The organism is Planomonospora sp. ID82291 (assembly GCF_015711645.1).
Lineage (GTDB): Bacteria > Actinomycetota > Actinomycetes > Streptosporangiales > Streptosporangiaceae > Planomonospora.
On the sequence record NZ_JABTEX010000003.1, the window covers coordinates 932,269 to 951,134 of the forward strand.

Below are 18,866 nucleotides of genomic sequence, written 5' to 3' on the forward strand. Positions count from 1 at the left end.
ATGAAATGCCCCTGGAGATGACCAGGCGCCGCCCCGCCTTCGCCCTGGAGCTCCTCGCTCTGGGGCTGAAAGCCCACCCGGACGGATACCACGACGCCCGCCTCGAGTCGGTGGAGCTGAACGAGCGGCTGCCCGCCGAGTACATGGCCGACTCGGTCATCTCGGTCGAAGGCCCCGACGGCGGCCGGCGTTTCGTGATCGTGGAGGTCCAGCGGGCGTGGGACGACCGGAAGGTCTGGTCCTGGGCGGCCTACGTCGGCGGCCTGATGGGGCGGCACCGGTGCGCGGTGCTCCTCGTCGTGGTCTGCCTCAACAAGGCCGTAGCCGCCCGCTACGACCGGCCGATCATGCCGACCGACTCGTGCATGCTGCTCCGTCCGGTCGTCGTCGGCCCCGACCAGCTCCCCCTCCCCCGCACCACCGAGGACGTGCTGGCCTCTCCGGAGCTCGCCGTGCTGTGCGCTATCGCGCACAGCGACGACTTCGACGTGGTGGCCACGGTGGGGACCGCCATGGCCGAGGTCGAGGACGACCGGGGCCCCGTCTACTACGATTACTTGTACGGACATCTCGCGGAGCCGGTCCGCGCACGGCTGGAGGAGATCATGAGCACCATCACCCCGGAGACCGAGAGCGGCATCGAGCGGCTCATGCGACGGCGGGAGGCCATCGCGGAAGCACGCGCGGAGGCACGCGCGGAGGCACGCGCGGAGGTGCACACGAAAGCCGAGATGCTGGTCCTCGTCCTGGAGGCCCGCGGGCTCGCGCCGAGTCCTTCCCAGCGTGAGCGGATCGCCTCCTGCACCGACCCCGAGGTCCTGACCGCCTGGGTGGCCCGCGCCGCCACCGCCACCGCCACCGCCGAGGTCTTCGGGGACGGCTGAGGACCGGTTCCACGCCCCGCCGGGTCATCCCGTCGCACAGCGGATGGCGGATGAGGAGCTGACCGCGGCGATCGCCGAGACCCTACCCGGGAGGATAGGGCGTGGTGTAGCCCTGCGGGTTGTAGGCCTGCTGGGTCTGGGCGTTGTACGCCTGCGGGTCGTACGCCTGAGGAAGCGGCGGCTGTGCCTGCCCGTGGTGCCCGGGAAGAGGGTAGTGCTGCGCGGGGGGGACGTGCCGGCGCTCCGCGGCGCCGCACGCGGCGCCGCCGACCATCAGTCCGATCCCCGTCAGGGCGAAGACCGGCGCCTGCTGCATCTCCTGCGGCTCGTCTCCGAAGGAGAGACCCACCCCGAAGAACAGCGCGATGCAACCGAAGGAGAGGAAGAGGGCGCGGCCTACCATGGGGAGAGTGTAACGCCTGCGACGTGAGGCGGTGATCGGCCATCAGGCCGCCCGTCCGGGACCGGACGGGGAGCGGCGCTATCCGGCCACCAGGAGGTGGTCGCGCTCGACGGCCTCCAGGGAGAGCGTCTTGTAGCCGACCTCCTCGAACAGGACCGTGACCCGGTCGTTCTCCCGGCTCATCACCGTTCCCGGGCCCCAGGCGCTGTGCCGTACCCGGGCGTGCATCGCGAAGGGGCCGTCGTCGACCTCGGGGGCCTCGGCGACGCCGGCGCGGCAGGTGTCGCACTCCCCGCAGGCCCGCTCGTACGGCTCGCCGAAGTACTCCAGCAGGAACCGGCGGCGGCACCCGGTGGTCTCGGCGTAGCCGCGCATCATGTCGATGCGCGAGTCGTCGATGCGGCGGCGGGTCTCCTCCAGCTCCACCGCCGTCTCCACGGCCTTCTCCGGGCCGGGCCCGCCGGGGACCGCGCGCAGGTCGCCCTCCGCGGTGACCTCGACGGCGCCCGCGCGTTCCAGCAGGTTCACCGCCCGGGTCAGGCGGGTGGCGCTGACGTCGAGCACCTCGCGCAGCTCGCGGGCGGGCACCGTGCCGCCGTGCCCGCAGATCAGCGTCGCGGCCCGCAGCAGGAGCTCCTCGTCGGCCCTGCCTCCGGCGAAGAACCGGCGCAGGCCCAGGTCCTCGGGCCGGTAGAACAGCACCGCGGCGGCGGGTTCCCCGTCCCGTCCGGCCCGGCCGATCTCCTGGTAGTAGGAGTCCGGCGACTCCGGTGGGGCGGCGTGCAGCACGAAGCGCACGTCCGGCTTGTCGATGCCCATGCCGAACGCCGAGGTCGCCACGACGACGTCCAGTCCGCCGTCGCGGAACAGCTCGTGGATGCGGTGCCGGTCGGCCGCCTTCATGCCCGCGTGGTACGGCTCGACCCTGCGGCCGGCCTCCCGGATCGCCTCGGCGTACTCCTCGGCGGCGCGGCGGGTGGCGACGTAGACCAGGCCGAGGCCGACGCGGGAGGCGGCGTCCTCCACGAGCGCCCGCCGCAGGTCCTCGTCGGCGGTGAAGCGGCGGACCTCCAGGTCGAGGTTGGGCCGGTCGAACCCCCGCACGACGTGGAGCGCGTTCCGCAGGCCCAGCGAGGCCGCGATCTCCTCGCGGACCACCGGGGTGGCCGTGGCGGTCAGCGCCACCACGGGCGGGTGGCCGAGCCGTTCGACGACCTGCCCGAGCCGCAGGTAGTCGGGGCGGAAGTCGTGCCCCCAGGCGGAGACGCAGTGCGCCTCGTCGATGGCGATCAGCGAGGGCTTCGCGGCGCGCAGCCGCTCCACGGTCTCGGGTTTGGCGAGCTGCTCGGGCGAGAGGAAGACGAACTCGGCGCGGCCCGCCCGTACGGCCTCCAGGGAGGCCTCGCCGCCCGACTGCGCGGAGTTGACCGCGACGGCCCCGCCCACGTCGGCCTCGGCCAGGCCCGCGACCTGGTCCCGCTGGAGGGCGATCAGCGGCGAGACGACCACCGTGGGCCCGTCGAGCAGGAGCGCGGGCACCTGGTAGACGGCCGACTTCCCGCTGCCGGTCGGCATGACCACGAGCGCGTCGCCGCCGTCCAGCAGGTGGCGCATGGCCTCGATCTGGCCGTCGCGCAGGTCCTCCCAGCCGAAGACCTCGCGCGCGACCTTCCGCAGCCGCCCCGTCCCGGACCCGTTCCCCACGTCCGTCCCCCTCCGTCGTCCGTCCCCGACCCGTCACCGGCTACCCGCGGATCGGCGCGGTACTCGTCGACGGGAAGGGTGGGCGGGTATGGCAGCATCTGCGGAGAAGGTCGCACGTCAGGGGGAGGGTCCGTGGAGGTCGATGTGCGGGGCCGGCTGCAGCGGCTGGCCTTCATGAGCCCTTCCATCGTCCAGTGTTCCGTGGCGGCGGGGCTCGCGTGGGTCGTGGCCACGAACCTGTTCGGCCACGAGCGCCCCTTCTTCGCGCCGATCGCCGTGGTGGTCTGCATCGGCGTCGCCGTCGGCCAGCGGGTGCGGCGGGCGGCCGAACTGGTCGCCGGGGTGAGCCTGGGCGTGGGCGTCGGCGACCTGCTGATCCTCCAGATCGGCTCCGGGCCCTGGCAGATCTCCCTCGTCGTCGCGCTGGCGATGGGCACCGCGGTGCTCCTGGACAGCGGCACGCTGATCGTGCTGCAGGCGGGGTCGTCGGCGGTCCTGGTCGCCACCCTGCTGCCGCCCAGCGGCACCGGAGGGCTGGACCGCATGGTCGACGCGCTGATCGGCGGGGTGCTGGGCATCACGGCCGTCGCTCTGCTGCCCGCCAGTCCGGCCGCCATCGTGCACCGCCATGCCGCGGCCGTCCTGGAGTCGCTGGCCGCCGCGTTCACCGGTACGGCGGAGGCCCTGGAACAGGCCGATCCGGAGCGCGCCGCGGCCGTGCTGGAGGAGGCCAGGAAGACCCATTCCTCGGTGGAGGCGTTCGGCCGGGCTCTGGAGACGGGCCGGGAGATCACGGCCATCGCGCCGCTGCGCCACCGCCGGCGTGAGCGCTTCCTGAGGTACGACACGGCCTCGACGCCGGTCGACCTCGCGCTGCGGAACATGCGGGTGCTGTCCCGGCGGGCCCTCGTCGCCCTGAGCCAGGCGGAGTCCCCGCCCGCCGCGCTCCCGACGGCCCTGCGGGAGCTCGCCGGAGCCGTGCTCCTGTTCCGCGACGAGCTGGAGGCCGGCCTCCCGCCCGAGGGGACCAGGGCCGCCGTCACGAAGGCGGCGGCGCTGCTGTCCGAGATGCCCCCGGGCCGGGCGGGGCTCTCCACGGACGCCATGACCGCGCAGCTGCGGTCCGTCATCGTCGATCTGCTGGAGGCGACCGGGGCGGACCGGGAGGCCGCCGCAGCCGTCCTGCCGCCGATCGCCCCGCCGCCCGGCTGAGGACGGCCCGGACCGGCGGCGGACCGGGCCGGGCGGGATCCCGGTCCGCCGCCGGGATCCGGGATCCCCCGGGGGCGTTCACCGGCGTCCTCACTGCCGGGATCGGCCGGCGGAGCGTTCGAAGTCCTCCCACGCCCGCACGCAGGAGGAGTGACGCCAGTCCCCCCGGGGCAGGCGCCTGCAGACGTAGGCGCTGCTGAAGCGCGGGTCGAGGGCGTCGGCGCCGTCGGGTGCGCCGCCGTCCGCGCCGTCCGCGCGGGGCGCCGGCCCGTCGCCCGGGGCGCCGTCCCGGCCGGAGGGCGGCCTTCCGCCGCCGGACGGTCCCGTCTCGGCGGACGGCCTTCCGGCACCGGGGGCTCCCGTCCCACCGGACGGCGCCGCGCCGTACGGCACGGCCGGTCTGATCGTCGCTCCGCCGGGCCCGCGGCCGACGGACGCCGCTCCGCCCGTCCGGGTGGAATCGCTCCGCCCGGCGGCGTCCCCCCGAACGGTCGTCACGCGGGGGCGGGGGCGTTCCACGACGGCGGCGCCCGGCGGGCCGGTCTCCGGTCCGGTCGCGACCCGGGCCGAGGACCCGGCCTCCGCGCCCGGGGGAAGGCCGTCCGCCGTCCCGGGAGGGGAGCCGTCCGCCCCCTCCTGCCCGGTCCCCGTCTCCTCCGGGGGCGCGGCGCGGGAGGGGGCGGGCGTCGAGGCGGCGGACTCCGAGCCGGTCGTCAGGTCGCCGCCCCGCGGTGACGCGGCCGGGAACGGGGCCCCGTGGCCCGGCGCGGCGGACGGCCCGGTCGCGGTCGGCCACACGGCGGACAGACCGCCGGCCCCCACCAGGAGGAGGAGGCCGCCGACGAGCACGGGCCCGGACAGGCCGCCGCGGAGGGTCCGCGGCCGGGCCCGGGTCCCCTTGCCGGGGAGACGCGGGAGGGTGACCGTTCCGTCCTGCCCGCCGGGACCGGCCGGGGCGGGGAACTCGGGCGGGGACTCGTCGTGGGGTATGCGGCCGCGCCGTACGGACCTGGGGGTGGGGCCGTGCTCACCGTGCATCTCGTCTCCCGTGTCGGATGGGGTCCGCTCCAGCCTGCCGGAAAACACGGAGAGCGTACGGTCGATCACAGAACGATCATTCCGAATCGCGGGGATGGCCGGCTCCGGGCGCGGCACACCCGAAGGTTCTGCGGGTTTTTTCCGATTCAGCCCGGGAAGGAGGTGTTTCTACCGTTTTGCGACTTATGCAGGGAAAGAAAACATATGAGCACTGTGCCGGTTTTTTTTGGACCTGCTTCCGGGAGTTCGGCCGGGAGAGGGCCGTCGCGGGCATGAACCCCCTCGTCGCCGGGCCCTCCTCCCCGGAGCAGGCCCTCACCATGGGCGTGGAGGAGGAGTTCCTGATCATCGACCCCGAGACCGGGCGGGTCGTGCCCGTCGCGGACGCCGTCCGCAGGCGGATCGGCGCCGCGCTCTCCGACCGGGTCCAACCGGAGCTCATGCGGTTCCAGATCGAGACCAACAGCCTCGTCCACACCGACCTGGGACGGCTCCGGCACGACCTGGCCGGGCTCCGGGCCGCCGCGGCCGCCGCGGCCGAGTCCGCCGGAGTGCGCCTGGCCGCCTCCGGCACCTCGCTGCTCGGGAACACCGGCCCGCCGCCGCTGACCCCCTCCCCCCGCTACCAGCGCATGCACCGGCAGTACGGCGGCGTCCTGCAGGGACAGGGCGTCTGCGGCTGCCACGTCCACATCGGCATCCCCGACCGCCACGAGGCCGTCCAGGTCAGCAACCACCTGCGCCCGTGGCTGCCGGTGCTCCAGGCGCTGATGAGCAACTCCCCCATCGCCGACGGGGCCGACACCGGGCACGCCAGCTGGCGCGTCGTGCAGTGGACCCGCTGGCCGAGCTCCGGGCCGCCGCCGTTCTTCACCTCGGCGGAGCACTACGACGCCCTCGTCGACGCGCTGTACGCCACCGGGGCGATCATGGACCGGGGAATGGTCTACTGGTACATCAGGCCCTCCCACCACCTGCCCACCCTGGAGTTCCGCGGCGCCGACGCGTGCGCGACCGTCGACGAGGCCGTCGCGCTGGCGGGCCTGGTCAGGGCGCTGTGCACCGTCGCCCTCGCCGACGTCAGGAGAGGACTGCCGGCTCCGGCGGTCGACCAGACACTGCTCAACGTGGCCTACTGGCGGGCGGCCCACGACGGCCTGGAGGGCAGCGGGTACGACCTGCTCTCGGGCCGGCGGAGGCCCGCCTGGAAGCTGGTCGGGGGCCTGGTGCAGCGGGCGCGGCCCGCCCTGGAACGCAGCGGCGACCTGGCCTTCGTCACGGAGGTGCTGAACCGGCTGCGGTCCGGGGGCTCGGGTGCGGCCCGCCAGCGCGCCGCCTACCGGCGGCGGCACTGCCTGCGCGACGTCGCGCACCTGCTCGTCGAGCAGACCCGGCCGCCCTCCGAAACCGCCGTCCCCGCGGGGGCCTCCGTACGGTGAGCCGGGGCCTCCGTACGGCGAGCCGGGGCCTCCGTACGGCGAGCCGGGGCCTCCGTACGGCGAGCCGGGGCGCGCCGGCCGCGGTCGCCGCACGGCCGCGGCACCCGTGCGGAGCGGGCGGGCCCGCGGCCCGGCACGGCCTCCGCTCCTCAGCCCACCGGCTGCGCGGCCAGCCCGTCCAGTTCGAACACCTCGGCCAGTTCCATCTGGCGGCACGAGCGCATCAGACGCGGCGGCAGGCCGGCGAGCCTCAGCCGTCCCGAGACCGTGGCCAGCCGCCAGCGGATGCCCAAAAGCAGCGTCCAGCCGGCGCCGTCGCAGGAGTCGAGCGCGCTCACGTCGAGGACGAGGAACCGGTGGCCCTGGTCCACCAGCTCGGTCAGGACCCGTCCCAGCAGGCAGGCGGTCGCCATGGTGAGGCCGCCCGCCAGCGTGACGACCGTCTCCTCGGACTCTGATCCGATCACGAGTTTCAGCTCGGCGACGGGTGCCGCCTCCGGCGGCCTCCCCGCGGCCACCGGCGCGATCTCCGGCACGGTGCGGCTCTCGAGACTTCTCATGATCGACACGACCTCCTCGGACGGGGCGGCAGGCCTGGGCTCCGCCGTACGGGCTGAGGGGGTGCCTGATTGTTTACCCGAAAACCAGGATATATCACTCTTAGTAGCGCTTCGGTTACCGTCCAACGCATCCCCTAGGAGAAATATCACTTCCGGCGCCGGAATAGGGTGCGTCCGATCTTGTGTTGTCACAGCGAGGTAACGAGTGGCATCCCAGAGCGGCCCGGGCCGCACGCGCGACACGCCGGGGGTCACGGTCACGCGACTGGAGAGACGCTTGCACACCACTGTTCTGGACGTCCGGCACGCCCCGCCTCGGGCGGTCTTCCCCGGCGCGGCGGCGCCTGCCGCCCGGACGCTGCTCGACATCCTCGACGAGACCGTCCGGAGCCGTCCCGGCGCCGCGGCGCTGGACGACGGGCGGACCCGTCTCGACTACGCCGGTCTGCGCGCCGAGGCCGACCGGCTCGCCGGGGGGCTGCGCGCGGCCGGCGTCGGCCGCGGCGACCGGGTGGGGGTGCGGGTGCCCTCGGGCACGACCGGCCTCTACGTCGCGATCCTGGGCGTGCTCGCCGCCGGCGCCGCCTATGTGCCGGTGGACGCCGACGATCCCGACGAGCGGGCCGAGCTGGTCTTCGCCGAGGCCGGGGTCGCCGCGGTCGTCACCGAGGGTGAGAAGATCGTCCTTTTTGACCGCGCGGACCGCGCGGACCGCGCGGAAGCCGGGAGCGGCCCGGCGGGGACGTCCGGGGCGGACCGGCCGGGCCTGGACGACGACGCGTGGATCATCTTCACCTCGGGCTCCACCGGCAGGCCCAAGGGCGTCGCGGTCACCCACCGCAGCGCGGCGGCGTTCGTCGACGCCGAGGCCCGGCTGTTCCTCCGGGACGAGCCGATCGGCCCCGGCGACCGGGTGCTGGCGGGTCTGTCGGTGGCCTTCGACGCCTCCTGCGAGGAGATGTGGCTGGCCTGGCGGCACGGCGCCTGCCTGGTCGCCGCGCCGCGGGCGCTGGTGCGCACCGGCGTGGACCTCGGGCCGTGGCTGGTCGAGATGGGCGTCACCGTCGTGTCGACGGTGCCGACGCTGGCGGCCCTGTGGCCCGTGGAGAGCCTCGACGACGTCCGGCTGCTGATCTTCGGCGGTGAGGCCTGCCCGCCCGAGCTGGCCGAGCGGCTGGCCGTACCCGGGCGGGAGGTGTGGAACACCTACGGTCCGACCGAGGCGACGGTGGTCGCGTGCGCGGCGCCGCTGACCGGGGAGGGGCCGGTCCGGATCGGGCTGCCGCTGGACGGCTGGGACCTGGCCGTCGTGGGCGCGGACGGCGAGCCGGTCGCCGTGGGCGGGACCGGTGAACTGGTCATCGGCGGTGTCGGCCTGGCCCGCTACCTCGACCGGGACAAGGACGCCGAGAAGTACGCCCCGCTCCCGTCCCTCGGCTGGGAGCGCGCCTACCGCAGCGGCGACCTGGTCCGGGCCGAGCCCGAGGGGCTCGTCTTCTGCGGCCGGGCGGACGAGCAGGTCAAACTCGGCGGGCGCCGGATCGAGCTGGGCGAGGTGGACGCCGCGCTGCAGGCGCTGCCGGGGGTGTCCGGCGCCGCCGCCGCGGTGCGCACGACCGGCGGCGGCCACCAGTTGCTCGTCGGGTACGTCGTGCCCGGCGAGGGCTTCGACCCGCAGGAGGCCCGGGACCGGCTGCGGGACGCGCTGCCGGCCGCGCTGGTGCCCCGGCTCGCCCTGGTCGGCGACCTGCCGACCCGCACCTCGGGGAAGATCGACCGGGCCGCCCTGCCCTGGCCGCTCCCCGGCACGGCCGCGGGCGCGGGACCGGCCCCGGAAAGAGCCCCGGGAACGGCGTCGGGCGCGGTCTCCGGCACGGCGGCGGGCACGGCGGCCGGCACCGGTCCGGACGCCGGTCCCGTCGCGGACCCGTGGCTGGCGGACCGCTGGCGGGACGTCCTCGGCGTGACCGAGGGCGACTTCTTCGCCGAGGGCGGCACCAGTCTGGCCGCGGCCCGGCTGGTGTCGGCGCTGCGGGAACGCCACCCGGCGGTCACCGTCGGCGACGTCTACGACCACCCGACCCTGCGCGCGCTCGCCGCGCACCTGGGCGCCCTCGACGCCCCGCCGCCGCCGCCCGCCGCGACGCGGACGGTCGCGCCGGTGCCGCGGCGCGCCGCGGTCGCGCAGGCCCTGCTCACCGTGGTGCTGCTCACCGCCGGCGGGATGCGGTGGCTGGTCGGCCTGGCCGCTCTCGGCACCCTCGCCGGTCCGCCGTGGGCGGCCGTGTCCTGGTGGTGGGTGCTGGCGGGCGGACTGCTGTTCGTCAGCCCCGCCGGGCGGATCGCGCTGGCCGCCGGGAGCGCGCGGCTGCTGCTGCGCCGGCTGGAGCCCGGTTCCCACCCGCGGGGCGGGGCGGTCCACCTGAGGCTGTGGTTCGCCGACCGGCTCGCCGAGCAACTGGGCGTGACCGCGGTCTCCAGCGCCCCCTGGCTCACCCACTACGCCCGCGCGCTCGGCGCCCGGATCGGCCCGGACGCCGACCTGCACTCCCCGCCGCCGGTCACCGGCATGCTCCGGCTCGGCCGCAACGCCGCGGTCGAGCCCGAGGTCGACCTGAGCGGTTACTGGATCGACGGCGACCTGGTGCACGTCGGCGAGATCAGGATCGGCGCCGGGGCCGTGGTCGGGGCCCGCTCCACGCTCCTGCCCGGCACCCGGATCGGCAAGAACGCCCAGGTCCTCCCCGGCTCGGCGGTGGCCGGCGCGGTGCCCTCCGGCCAGCGCTGGGCCGGGGTGCCGGCCGTCCGGACGGGCCGGGCCCGCCGCTCCCCCGGCGAGCGCCCGGCCCGCTCCCGCCGCTGGTCGGCCGTCTACGGCCTGACCGCGCTGGCACTGGGCCTGCTGCCGGTCGCCGCCGCGGTCCCCGGCCTCCTCCTGCTGACCCGCGAGGGCACCCTCGCCGGCGCCCTGTACGGCGTGCCGCTCGCCACCGTGGTCTCGATGGCGGTCTTCGCCCTGGCGGTCCTGGCCGCGGTGCGGCTGCTGGCCGTCGGCCTGCACGCCGGGCTGCACCCGATCCACGGCCGCCAGGCCTGGCAGGCGTGGACCACCGGCCGCCTGATGTCGATGGCGCGCGTGTGGCTCTTCCCGCTGTACGCGAGCGCCGCCACCCCCCTGTGGCTGCGCGCCCTCGGCATGAGGGTCGGCCGGGACGTCGAGCTGTCCACGGTGCTGGCGCTGCCCTCGATGACCACGGTCGGCGACGGCGCGTTCCTCGCCGACGACACGATGGTCGCGCCGTACGAGCTGGACGGCGGGCGCTTCCGGGTGGACCGCGTCCGGATCGGCAAGCGGGCCTTCCTCGGCAACTCCGGGATGACCGCGCCCGGCCGGAAGGTCCCCAAGGACGGGCTGGTCGCGGTGCTGTCGGCGGCGCCGAAGAAGGCCAGGGCGGGCTCGTCCTACCTCGGCATGCCCCCGGTCGAGCTGCGCCGCGCCGCCGGGGACGGCGACCGCAGCCGCACCTACGACCCGCCGGTGCGGCTGCGGGCGGCCCGCGCCGCCGTCGAGCTGTGCCGACTCGTCCCGGCGATGGCCACGGTCGCGCTCGCCGTGCTCGCGGTGGCGGCGCTGGAGCGGCTCGCCGGCGCGTACGGCGTCGCGGTCGCGGCGCTGCTGAGCGGGGTCGTGGCGGCCGGGGCCGGGGTGCTGGCCGCGGCGACCGCCACCGCCGCCAAGTGGGCGATCCTCGGCCGGGTCTCCGCGGGCGACCGGCCGCTGTGGAGCTCGTTCGTGTGGCGCAACGAGCTGGCCGACAACTTCGTGGAGGTGCTGGCCGCGCCGTGGTTCGCCCAGCACTGGCTGGGGACCGCCCCGCTCAACCTCTGGCTGCGCTCGATGGGCGCGCGGATCGGCCGGGGCGTGTGGTGCGAGACCTACTGGCTGCCCGAGATCGACCTGGTCGCCCTGGGCGACGGCGTGTCGGTGAACCGGGGCTGCGTCCTGCAGACGCACCTGTTCCACGACCGCGTGATGAGCATCGATACCGTCGTCCTGCGGAACGGCGCGACGCTGGGCCCGCACGGGGTGGTCCTGCCCGCGGCGACGATCGGGGAGAACACCGCCGTGGGCCCGGCGTCCCTGGTGATGCGCGGCGAGTCCGTGCCGCCGGGGACCCGCTGGTTCGGCAACCCGATCGCCGCATGGACGACCCGCCCCCCGAGGACGTGAGACCGGTTACCAGCACCGCCCACCGCCCCTGTTTCCCCACGCACGGCGACGACGGCTTCCGGATCGGCCGCTACGACCTGTCCCTGGAGTACAAGGTCGCCGCCAACCGGCTCGGCGCCGTCGCCCGGCTCTCGGCGACGGCCGTCCGGCCGCTGGAGCGCGTCTCCCTGGACCTCGGCGCCTTCCGCGTGGGCGGCGTCCTGGTCGACGGGCGTCCGGCGCGCTTCACCCACCGCGACGGCCGGCTCCACCTCACCCCCGGGCGCCCGGAACCGGGGCCGTTCACCGTCGAGGTCCGCTACTCCGGCGTTCCCCGGCCGGTCTCCAGCCACTGGGGCGGGGTCGGCTGGGAGCAGCTGACCGACGGCGTGATCGTGGCCGGGCAGCCGATCGGGGCCCCGTCGTGGTTCCCCTGCAACGACCGGCCGGACGACAAGGCCTCCTACCGGATCGCGGTGACCACGGCCTCGCCGTACACGGTGGTGGCCAACGGGGAGCTGGTGGAGCGGCGGCGCGCGGGCCAGGCCACCACATGGGTGTACGAGCAGGCCGAGCCCATGGCGACCTATCTGGCGAGCGTGCAGATCGGCCGCTACCGGCGGACGGAGCTCGGGCCGCGGATGCTGCTGTTCCACCCCGCGCGGCTCACCACGCGGGCCGCCAACGACTTCGGGCGCCAGGACCGGATGATGGCGCTGTTCACCGACCGGTTCGGCCCGTATCCGTTCCGCGCGCCGTACACCGCGGTGGTGACGGAGGACGAGCTGGAGATCCCGGTCGAGGCGCAGGGTATGTCGATCTTCGGCGCCAACCACGTGGACGGCGCGCGCGGCGAGGAGCGCCTGGTCGCCCACGAGCTGGCCCACCAGTGGTTCGGCAACAGCCTGACCGCGGCCGACTGGCGCCACATCTGGCTGCACGAGGGGTTCGCCGCCTACGCCGAGTGGCTGTGGTCGGAGGAATCGGGTGGGCCGTCCGCCGCCGCGCACGCGGCCCACTGGCACCGCCGACTCGCCGCCCTGCCCCAGGACCTGGTGCTCGCCGACCCCGGCGCCCGCGACCTGTTCGACGACCGCGTCTACAAGCGCGGCGCCCTGGCCCTGCACGCGCTCCGCACCGGCATCGGCGACCTGGCGTTCTTCTCGCTGCTGCGCACCTGGACCGCCGCCCACCGGCACGGCTCCGTCACCACGGAGATGTTCGTCGACCTCGCCCTGGAGTACACCCCGCGGTCGTACGAGACGTTCTTCGCCTCCTGGCTGTACGGCACCCGCCTGCCGCCGCTGCCCTGACCCGGGTACCGGGACGCACGCCCCCCGCGCCGCGGCCCCGGCACGCGGCCCTGGAACATGCTCCCGGCCTGCGGCCCCGGAACGGTCGCCGCCGGAGCGGCCGCTATCGTGGGGCGGTGCCCCACGCCCTCCGCTCCCGCCTGCCCGCCGCGCTGGCGGCCGTGGCGACCGTGGCCGCCGGGCTGACCCTCCGCGCGGTGGCCGGCGGCCCGCTCGGCGCGTACGGCGGTGACGCCCTCTACACCGTGCTCATCCACACGATCATCGTGTTCGCCCTGCCGCGCGTCGCGCCGCTGCGGGCCGCGGCCGGGGCGCTGGCCTTCAGCTGGGCGGTCGAGTTCGCCCAGCTCACCGCCGTGCCCGCGGCGCTCTCCGCGGCGAGCGCGGTGGCCCGGCTGGTGCTCGGCAGCACGTTCGGCGCGGCCGACCTGGCGGCCTACGCCGCCGGGGCCGCCTGCGCCGCGGCCGTCCACACGCTCCTGCACCGCCGGTCCGCCGCCGCTCTCCTGACGTCCGGACCGACCGGACCGACCGGACCGACCGGACCGACCGGACCGACCGGATAACCTTCGCCCATGCCCGAAGGACACACCATCCACCGCCTGGCCGCCGAGCACCGGCAGGTCTTCGCCGGACGGGCGGTCCGCGCCGAGAGCCCGCAGGGCAGGTTCGCCGCCGGGGCCCGGCAGATCGACGGGCGGGTGCTCCGGGAGGCCGACGCGCACGGCAAGCACCTGCTGCTCGGCTTCGACGACGACCGCTGGCTCCACGTTCACCTCGGTATCTACGGCAGGTTCGCCTTCGGCCCGATGCCCGCCCCCGCCCCCGTCGGCGCGGTACGGCTCCGCCTGACCGGCGCGGACGCCTGCGCCGACCTGCGCGGCCCGAACACCTGCGAGCTGCTCGACCCCGTCGACGTCAAGGCGCTGCACGCCCGGCTCGGCCCCGACCCGCTGCGCGCCGACGCCGACCCGGACCTCGCCTGGCGGCGGATCTCCCGCAGCCGCACGTCCGTCGCGGCACTGCTGATGGACCAGTCGGTCATCGCGGGCGTGGGCAACATCTACCGGGCCGAAGTGCTGTTCCGCCAGGGCATCGCCCCGGCGACACCCGGCCGGGAGCTGACCCGCGAGCGGTGGGAGGCGGTCTGGGCCGACCTGGTGGCCCTGATGGCCGAGGGAGTGCGCGCGGGCCGGATCGACACGGTCCGGCCGGAGCACACGCCCGAGGCGATGGGCCGGCCGCCCCGGGTCGACGACCACGGCGGCGAGGTCTACGTCTACCGGCGCTCGGGCCTGCCCTGCCTGGTCTGCGAGACCGAGGTCCGCACCGAGTCGCTGGTCGGCCGCAACCTCTTCTACTGCCCGGGCTGCCAACCGGGCTGACCGGCCCCGGCCTTCGGCCCGCCCGGCGACCCCCTCCGGCCTGACGGCCCCGCGTCCGGTGCGACCTGCGCCGGTGCCCGGCACCGGGAGAGAGGCCGGTTCGTCCCGGCCCTGCGCAGACGAGACCGGCCGGTGGCGGCTTGGCGGAGGCCCGCTCAGAGCAGCCGCAGGACCGCCTCGACCGACTCGCGCCTGGCCGGCACGAGCGGGAGCCGTACCGACGGGGTGGGGATGAGGCCCTGCGCGTGCAGCACGCCCTTGAGCACGGTGGGGTTGGACTCGGCAAACACGGCCGCCGCCAGGGTCGACAGGCGGTGGCCGAGCGCGCGGGCGCGGGCGGCGTCGCCGGAGCGCCAGGCCTCCGCGAGCGCGGCGAAGTCGGCGGTGCGCAGGTGGGCGGTGGCGACGATGCCGCCGGGGGCGCCCAGGGCGAGCAGCGCGGAGAGGAACGCGTCGTCGCCGGCCAGCACCGCGAAGTCCTCCGGCGGGTCGGCCAGGAGGGCGACGGTGTCGGCGTCGAGGCCGCCGACCGCCTGCTTGACCCCCCGCACCATGGGCAGCGCGCCGATCTCGCGCAGTGCGGCGGCTCCCGCGGTCTGGCCGGTCCGGTGGGGGACGTTGTAGACGATCAGCGGCACCGGGCTGCGCCGGGACAGCTCGGTGAAGTGCGCCAGCACCCCCGCCTCGCCGGGGCGGACGAAGGACGGCACGGCGACCAGTGCGGCGTCCGCCGCCCCGGCGAGGTCGCGCAGGGCTTCGGCGGTGCCGCGGGTGCCGCTCGATCCGGCTCCCACCACCAGAGTCGCCTCCCGCTCCCGGCAGACCCGGGCGCACACCTCGGCGACCGCCCGCCGCTCCTTGCCGGTGAGCATGGCGGCCTCGGCGGTGGTGCCGAGCGCGACCAGCCCGCTCGCGCCTCCGTCGAGCACGGCGTGCGCCAGGCCTTCCAGCGCCTCGGCGGCGATCTCGCCGTCGGCGGCGAACGGGGTGATCAGCGGGACGAGGACACCGGAGAACGTCACGGTCCGAGCCTGGCAGCCGCCGGGCCTTCAGGTCCAGTTAGCTTTCGTTGGGCCGGTCGTTAAGCCCTGCTGATCCGTTCCGTCGCAGGCCGTCTCACATGAGGGTGCGGGCGGTCCAGAGCTCGGGGAAGATCTCCCGGCGCATGCTCCGCTCCAGCCAGGTCATCCCGCTGGAGCCGCCCGAGCCCGGCTTGGCGCCCATGGAGCGGCGGACCGCCATCAGGTGGCGGTAGCGCCAGTCGGAGAACTGCTCGGCCAGATCGGTCAGCGCCTCGGCCAGCGGCGCCAGCGGGCTCGCGTAGACCTCGGCCCAGACCGCCTCCACCTGTCGGCTCGGCTGGTACTCGGCGGCGTGGTCGCGCTCGGTCACCTGGGGCGGAACCGCGAAGCCGTTGCGGGCCAGGAAGGCCAGCACCGAGTCGTAGAGGCTGGGCCGGGCCAGCGCGTCCACGAGTTCGGCGTAGGCCTCGGGGTTGCGCCGGTGCGGACGGATCATGGCCTCGGACTTGATGCCGAGCAGGAACTCCACGTGCCGGTAGTAGGCCGACTGGAAGCCGGACGCCTCACCGAGCGCGTCGCGGAACTGGTTGAACTGCGCCGGGGTGAGCCAGCTCAGCGAGGACCAGGCCGCGTTGAGCGCCTCGAAGTGCCGGACGCTCCGCCTGATCGTCGTGATCGCGGACGCGGCGTCGTCGTCGTCGAGCTGCCGCTGGGCCAGCCGCCACTCCGAACGGAGCAGCCCGAAGTACAGCTCCATGACCTGCGTGGTGACCAGGAACGCGAGCTCCTCCGGGGCGTCGGTGACGGTCCGCTGGAGCCGGTGCAGCAGGGCGGTGCCCACATAGTCGTCGTACGGCGTGGCGGAGTCGAAGCCGAGCGTGGGCAGCCCTTCGTTCTCGGCGGCCCGGACGGCCCGCTCCTGCTCGGTGCGCTGCTTGATGCTGTTCACTTCTCTCCCTCGTGCGGTCTTCCTTCCATCCTTTCTCACACCACTGAATACCTAAATAACGCGATAAAGGCGATTCGGTGGTTTACCTTGGGAACGGAAGGCCGCCAGGCGGATCGGGTTTGCGGATGACGGAGCGTGACAGTGGACGCGATGGACTGGGCACTCCTGGCCGAGCTGCAGAAAGACGCCCGGCTCTCCTACAGCGAGCTCTCCCGCCGGGTCCACCTGTCCGCTCCGGCCGTGGCCGAGCGGGTGCGGCGGATGGAGGAGTCCGGCGTGATCACCGGCTACCACGCCCGGGTGGACCCGGCCCGCGCCGGGCGCGCCGTGGCGGCGCTGATCAGGATGTCGTGCTACGGGCCGCGGTGCGTGCTCCGCGACGAGCAGGCGCTGGCCTGGCCGGAGATCCTGGAGGTGCACCGGGTGACCGGGGAGACCTGCTGCCTGATGCGGGTCTCGGCCGCCTCGATGACGGCCTTCGAGGAGCTGATCGACCGGCTGGCGCCGTACGGGCACCCGTCGAGCATGATGGTGCTCTCCAGCCCGGTGCCCTGGCGCCCCCTCTCCCCCTGAGCGGACGCGCCGCCTCCCGGGCGGACCGTGAGCCCTTGGACGGACGCGCGACCCCTTGAGCGGACGTTCCCGCGCGCCGGCGCCGCGCCGCCGGTCCTCACTCCGTCAGCCCGCCGGCGGGCCTCCCGCGCCGCGGAGGATCCGGTCGGTGATCGCCCCCGCGGTGGCCCGCCAGATCGGCGAGGCGGGGTCGATCACATCGAAGTGGTCGCCGGTCATCTCCAGATAGGTCACCTCGTCGCCCGCGGCGCGGGCGGCCCGCGCGTAGCGGCGGTTGAGGTCGACCAGGTCGAGGTCGTCCCCGTCCCCCTGGACCACGAGCTGCGGGACCTGCAGCGGCAGGCGCTCCAGCGGACTGGAGCGGGCGTAGACCTCGGGCACCGCCCCGACCGGACCGCCCAGGGCGGCGGCGACCGCGCCCCCGCTGAGGTGGCGGCGGTCGCCCTCCACCAGGTCGAGAACTCCGGCCAGGGAGACCGCCAGCGCCACCCGCCCGTCGTCGGCCGCCGCCCGCAGGGCCAGCTGCCCGCCCGCGGAGTGGCCGATCACCGCGACCGGTCCCCGCGCGCTCCGCACCGCCAGCGCCAGGCCCGCGGCCACGTCCTCGGTCGTCGCGGCCCAGCCGTGCCGGTCGGGACGGCGGTATTCGAGGTTCCAGGCGTCCAGGCCGCGCCCGGCCAGGTCCGCGCAGAGCGCGTCCATCAGGTCCGCGCCCCAGACCGACCGCCAGTAGCCGCCGTGCAGCACCGCCGCCAGCGGGACCGGCCGCCCGCCCTCCGGGCCGCCCCACGGCTCGTCCGGTGACCCGTGCGCCCGCCGCACCTCCGCCCACTGGTCGGGGTGCGCGCCGTAGGCGACCCTGCGGGCGGGCCGGCGCAACCGGTGCACGGCGTGGCGGATCGCCCAGGCCAATCCCCCGACCCCGCGCCCGTGCAGGTGGCCGGGGCCCGAAGGCTCCGTGACCCGGTCGAGGTCCAGCCAGACGGCGCGGGGGTGCCGGGGCATGAGGGCGCGCGCCTCGGGGTCGGGACCGGGCAGGACGACCAGGGGGCCGGAGGCCTCCAGGACCGCCGCCTCCAGCGCTGCGGGCCCGGGGACCGCCGCAACGGTCCCGCGCACGCCCAGCGCGGCGCACTCCCGGTCGGCGATCTCGGCGAGCAGCCGGAGGTCGGCGACCAGGCCGGGACCGGCGAGCACGAGGACGTCCCTGACATCCGTGGCGGACGGGATCATCCGCCCATTCTCCTCCATCCGCCCTCACCTGTCCTCTCCGCGTACGCGGGGACGGCCCGGCGACGGGCTGCCGGTCACCTCGGGGAGCGTTCCCGGGGCCGGCCGGGTGCCGCCGTCGACAGATTGTGCCGAAATCAGGAAATGATCCTGACCGGAATGATCCCTAGCCGTGGGACGGATGAGGCGTTAGCGTCGGCGCATGCGCCCTGTTGAGGTCTCCGGCAAGGGACTCGGCCTGCGGGAAGTGACGTTCGCCGATGTGGAGGCGCTGCACGCCGTCTACGGCGACCCGGCGACCACCGAGCATCTGCCCTTCGGCCCCCGCACCCGGGAGGAGGTCGAGGAGATCGTCGCCGAGGCGATCGAGTCGGCGGGCAGAGAGCCCCGGCGGCTCTACGTGCTGGCGGTGACCGAGCCGGACGGCGGCGAGGTCATCGGCGTCGCCCGACTGCACATCGAGGCCGATCACCCGCACAGTGCGGAGATCGGCCTCGGGCTCCGGCCCGACCACTGGGGCCGGGGGAGGGGCACCGACCTGATCCGGCTGCTGCTGACGTTCGGCTTCAGGCATCTGCGCCTGCACCGCATCTGGGGCGCCCGTTCCCCCGCCAACACCGCCGCCCAGCTCGCGATGCTGGTCGCCGGGATGGTCGAGGAGGGCAGGATCCGGCACCACGTGCGGGTCCACGGCGCCTGGCGCGACTCCGTCGTGCATTCGGCGCTGGAGGACGAGTGGGAAGGGCACCGCGAGGCCTGACCGGCCCGGACGGCGTCTCCGGCGTCCCGGCGTCTCCGGCCGGCCCGCGGGAGCTCCGCGGAGAGCGCCCGGAGGTCCCTGAGGCCGCCGGGGGCCTCAGGCGAGCGCCACGGGAGCCCGTGGGGAGCCCTCGGGAGCCCGTGGGACGCCCCTGCGGGGTGCCCTCACCGGTGTTCCGGCGCGT

General features: G+C 75.4%; 16 protein-coding genes. 9 read left to right on the plus strand and 7 right to left on the minus strand.

Annotated features, from left to right (window positions below; all coding sequences use genetic code 11):
- The first annotated feature begins 5 nt into the window (after positions 1-5).
- The gene (locus HS045_RS23380) at positions 6-884 is read left to right on the plus strand and encodes a hypothetical protein (RefSeq protein WP_196453537.1); all 879 of its coding nucleotides are present in this window, start codon (positions 6-8) and stop codon (positions 882-884) included.
- 82 nt (positions 885-966) lie between these two features.
- Here the strand turns inward: HS045_RS23380 and HS045_RS23385 are convergent, their stop codons facing one another.
- Together HS045_RS23385 and HS045_RS23390 are read right to left on the minus strand one after the other, a co-directional pair.
- On the minus strand, positions 967-1,287 hold the full coding sequence (locus HS045_RS23385; RefSeq protein ID WP_196453538.1) for a hypothetical protein: 321 nt from the start codon (positions 1,285-1,287) through the stop codon (positions 967-969).
- A 78-nt stretch (positions 1,288-1,365) separates the two neighbouring features.
- Positions 1,366-2,991, minus strand: a complete 1,626-nt coding sequence (locus HS045_RS23390) for a RecQ family ATP-dependent DNA helicase (protein ID WP_196453539.1) — start codon at positions 2,989-2,991, stop codon at positions 1,366-1,368.
- A 132-nt stretch (positions 2,992-3,123) separates the two neighbouring features.
- Between HS045_RS23390 and HS045_RS23395 the strand changes: the two genes are divergently transcribed.
- A complete protein-coding gene (locus tag HS045_RS23395) occupies positions 3,124-4,203 on the plus strand; it encodes an FUSC family protein (protein WP_307827661.1) in 1,080 nt (359 codons plus the stop codon).
- A 90-nt stretch (positions 4,204-4,293) separates the two neighbouring features.
- On the opposite strand, the gene HS045_RS23400 is transcribed toward HS045_RS23395, so the two are convergent.
- On the minus strand, positions 4,294-5,310 hold the full coding sequence (locus tag HS045_RS23400) for a hypothetical protein (RefSeq protein WP_196453540.1): 1,017 nt from the start codon (positions 5,308-5,310) through the stop codon (positions 4,294-4,296).
- A gap of 203 nt (positions 5,311-5,513) precedes the next feature.
- Between HS045_RS23400 and HS045_RS23405 the strand changes: the two genes are divergently transcribed.
- Positions 5,514-6,680 carry a glutamate--cysteine ligase gene (locus tag HS045_RS23405; protein ID WP_196453541.1) on the plus strand — a complete coding sequence of 389 codons (1,167 nt, stop codon included), beginning with the start codon at positions 5,514-5,516 and terminating at the stop codon, positions 6,678-6,680.
- A gap of 149 nt (positions 6,681-6,829) precedes the next feature.
- Here the strand turns inward: HS045_RS23405 and HS045_RS23410 are convergent, their stop codons facing one another.
- Entirely contained in the window at positions 6,830-7,240 is a 411-nt protein-coding gene (locus HS045_RS23410) for an STAS domain-containing protein (RefSeq protein ID WP_196453542.1), read from the minus strand.
- 277 nt (positions 7,241-7,517) lie between these two features.
- On the opposite strand from HS045_RS23410, the gene HS045_RS23415 reads away from it, so the two are divergent.
- The 4 genes from HS045_RS23415 (at position 7,518) to HS045_RS23430 (ending at position 14,148) form a co-directional block, all read left to right on the plus strand.
- The gene (locus HS045_RS23415; protein WP_230884550.1) at positions 7,518-11,471 is read left to right on the plus strand and encodes a Pls/PosA family non-ribosomal peptide synthetase; all 3,954 of its coding nucleotides are present in this window, start codon (positions 7,518-7,520) and stop codon (positions 11,469-11,471) included.
- Positions 11,444-12,763 carry a M1 family metallopeptidase gene (locus tag HS045_RS23420; RefSeq protein WP_196453543.1) on the plus strand — a complete coding sequence of 440 codons (1,320 nt, stop codon included), beginning with the start codon at positions 11,444-11,446 and terminating at the stop codon, positions 12,761-12,763. The genes HS045_RS23415 and HS045_RS23420 overlap by 28 nt, the downstream gene beginning before the upstream one ends.
- A gap of 116 nt (positions 12,764-12,879) precedes the next feature.
- On the plus strand, positions 12,880-13,329 hold the full coding sequence (locus HS045_RS34865; RefSeq protein WP_196453544.1) for a DUF2809 domain-containing protein: 450 nt from the start codon (positions 12,880-12,882) through the stop codon (positions 13,327-13,329).
- 9 nt (positions 13,330-13,338) lie between these two features.
- Entirely contained in the window at positions 13,339-14,148 is an 810-nt protein-coding gene (locus HS045_RS23430; RefSeq protein WP_196453545.1) for an Fpg/Nei family DNA glycosylase, read from the plus strand.
- Between the two features lie 155 nt (positions 14,149-14,303).
- Here HS045_RS23430 and HS045_RS23435 read toward each other — a convergent pair whose 3' ends face one another.
- Together HS045_RS23435 and HS045_RS23440 are read right to left on the minus strand one after the other, a co-directional pair.
- Positions 14,304-15,170 (minus strand): dihydrodipicolinate synthase family protein, encoded by an 867-nt coding sequence (locus HS045_RS23435; protein WP_196453546.1) that lies wholly within the window; start codon positions 15,168-15,170, stop codon positions 14,304-14,306.
- Between the two features lie 94 nt (positions 15,171-15,264).
- Positions 15,265-16,119, minus strand: coding sequence for a tryptophan 2,3-dioxygenase (locus tag HS045_RS23440; RefSeq protein WP_196453547.1), 855 nt, complete (start codon positions 16,117-16,119; stop codon positions 15,265-15,267).
- A gap of 150 nt (positions 16,120-16,269) precedes the next feature.
- On the opposite strand from HS045_RS23440, the gene HS045_RS23445 reads away from it, so the two are divergent.
- On the plus strand, positions 16,270-16,692 hold the full coding sequence (locus HS045_RS23445; protein WP_196453548.1) for an Lrp/AsnC family transcriptional regulator: 423 nt from the start codon (positions 16,270-16,272) through the stop codon (positions 16,690-16,692).
- A 105-nt stretch (positions 16,693-16,797) separates the two neighbouring features.
- Here HS045_RS23445 and HS045_RS23450 read toward each other — a convergent pair whose 3' ends face one another.
- On the minus strand, positions 16,798-17,925 hold the full coding sequence (locus HS045_RS23450; protein ID WP_230884551.1) for an alpha/beta hydrolase: 1,128 nt from the start codon (positions 17,923-17,925) through the stop codon (positions 16,798-16,800).
- Positions 17,926-18,124: 199 nt separating this feature from the next.
- Between HS045_RS23450 and HS045_RS23455 the strand changes: the two genes are divergently transcribed.
- Positions 18,125-18,682 carry a GNAT family N-acetyltransferase gene (locus tag HS045_RS23455; protein ID WP_196453549.1) on the plus strand — a complete coding sequence of 186 codons (558 nt, stop codon included), beginning with the start codon at positions 18,125-18,127 and terminating at the stop codon, positions 18,680-18,682.
- Positions 18,683-18,866: the final 184 nt, after the last annotated feature.

What these genes read in the sequence shown, in the direction of transcription:
- HS045_RS23405 (WP_196453541.1), top strand. Translation starts at nt 5,514, where the DNA reads ATGAACCCCCTCGTCGCCGGGCCCTCCTCCCCGGAGCAGGCCCTCACC.
- HS045_RS23455 (WP_196453549.1), top strand. Translation starts at nt 18,125, where the DNA reads ATGCGCCCTGTTGAGGTCTCCGGCAAGGGACTCGGCCTGCGGGAAGTG.
- HS045_RS23450 (WP_230884551.1), bottom strand. Translation starts at nt 17,925, where the DNA reads ATGATCCCGTCCGCCACGGATGTCAGGGACGTCCTCGTGCTCGCCGGT.
- HS045_RS23380 (WP_196453537.1), top strand. Translation starts at nt 6, where the DNA reads ATGCCCCTGGAGATGACCAGGCGCCGCCCCGCCTTCGCCCTGGAGCTC.
- HS045_RS23420 (WP_196453543.1), top strand. Translation starts at nt 11,444, where the DNA reads ATGGACGACCCGCCCCCCGAGGACGTGAGACCGGTTACCAGCACCGCC.
- HS045_RS23445 (WP_196453548.1), top strand. Translation starts at nt 16,270, where the DNA reads ATGGACTGGGCACTCCTGGCCGAGCTGCAGAAAGACGCCCGGCTCTCC.
- HS045_RS23430 (WP_196453545.1), top strand. Translation starts at nt 13,339, where the DNA reads ATGCCCGAAGGACACACCATCCACCGCCTGGCCGCCGAGCACCGGCAG.
- HS045_RS23410 (WP_196453542.1), bottom strand. Translation starts at nt 7,240, where the DNA reads ATGAGAAGTCTCGAGAGCCGCACCGTGCCGGAGATCGCGCCGGTGGCC.
- HS045_RS23385 (WP_196453538.1), bottom strand. Translation starts at nt 1,287, where the DNA reads ATGGTAGGCCGCGCCCTCTTCCTCTCCTTCGGTTGCATCGCGCTGTTC.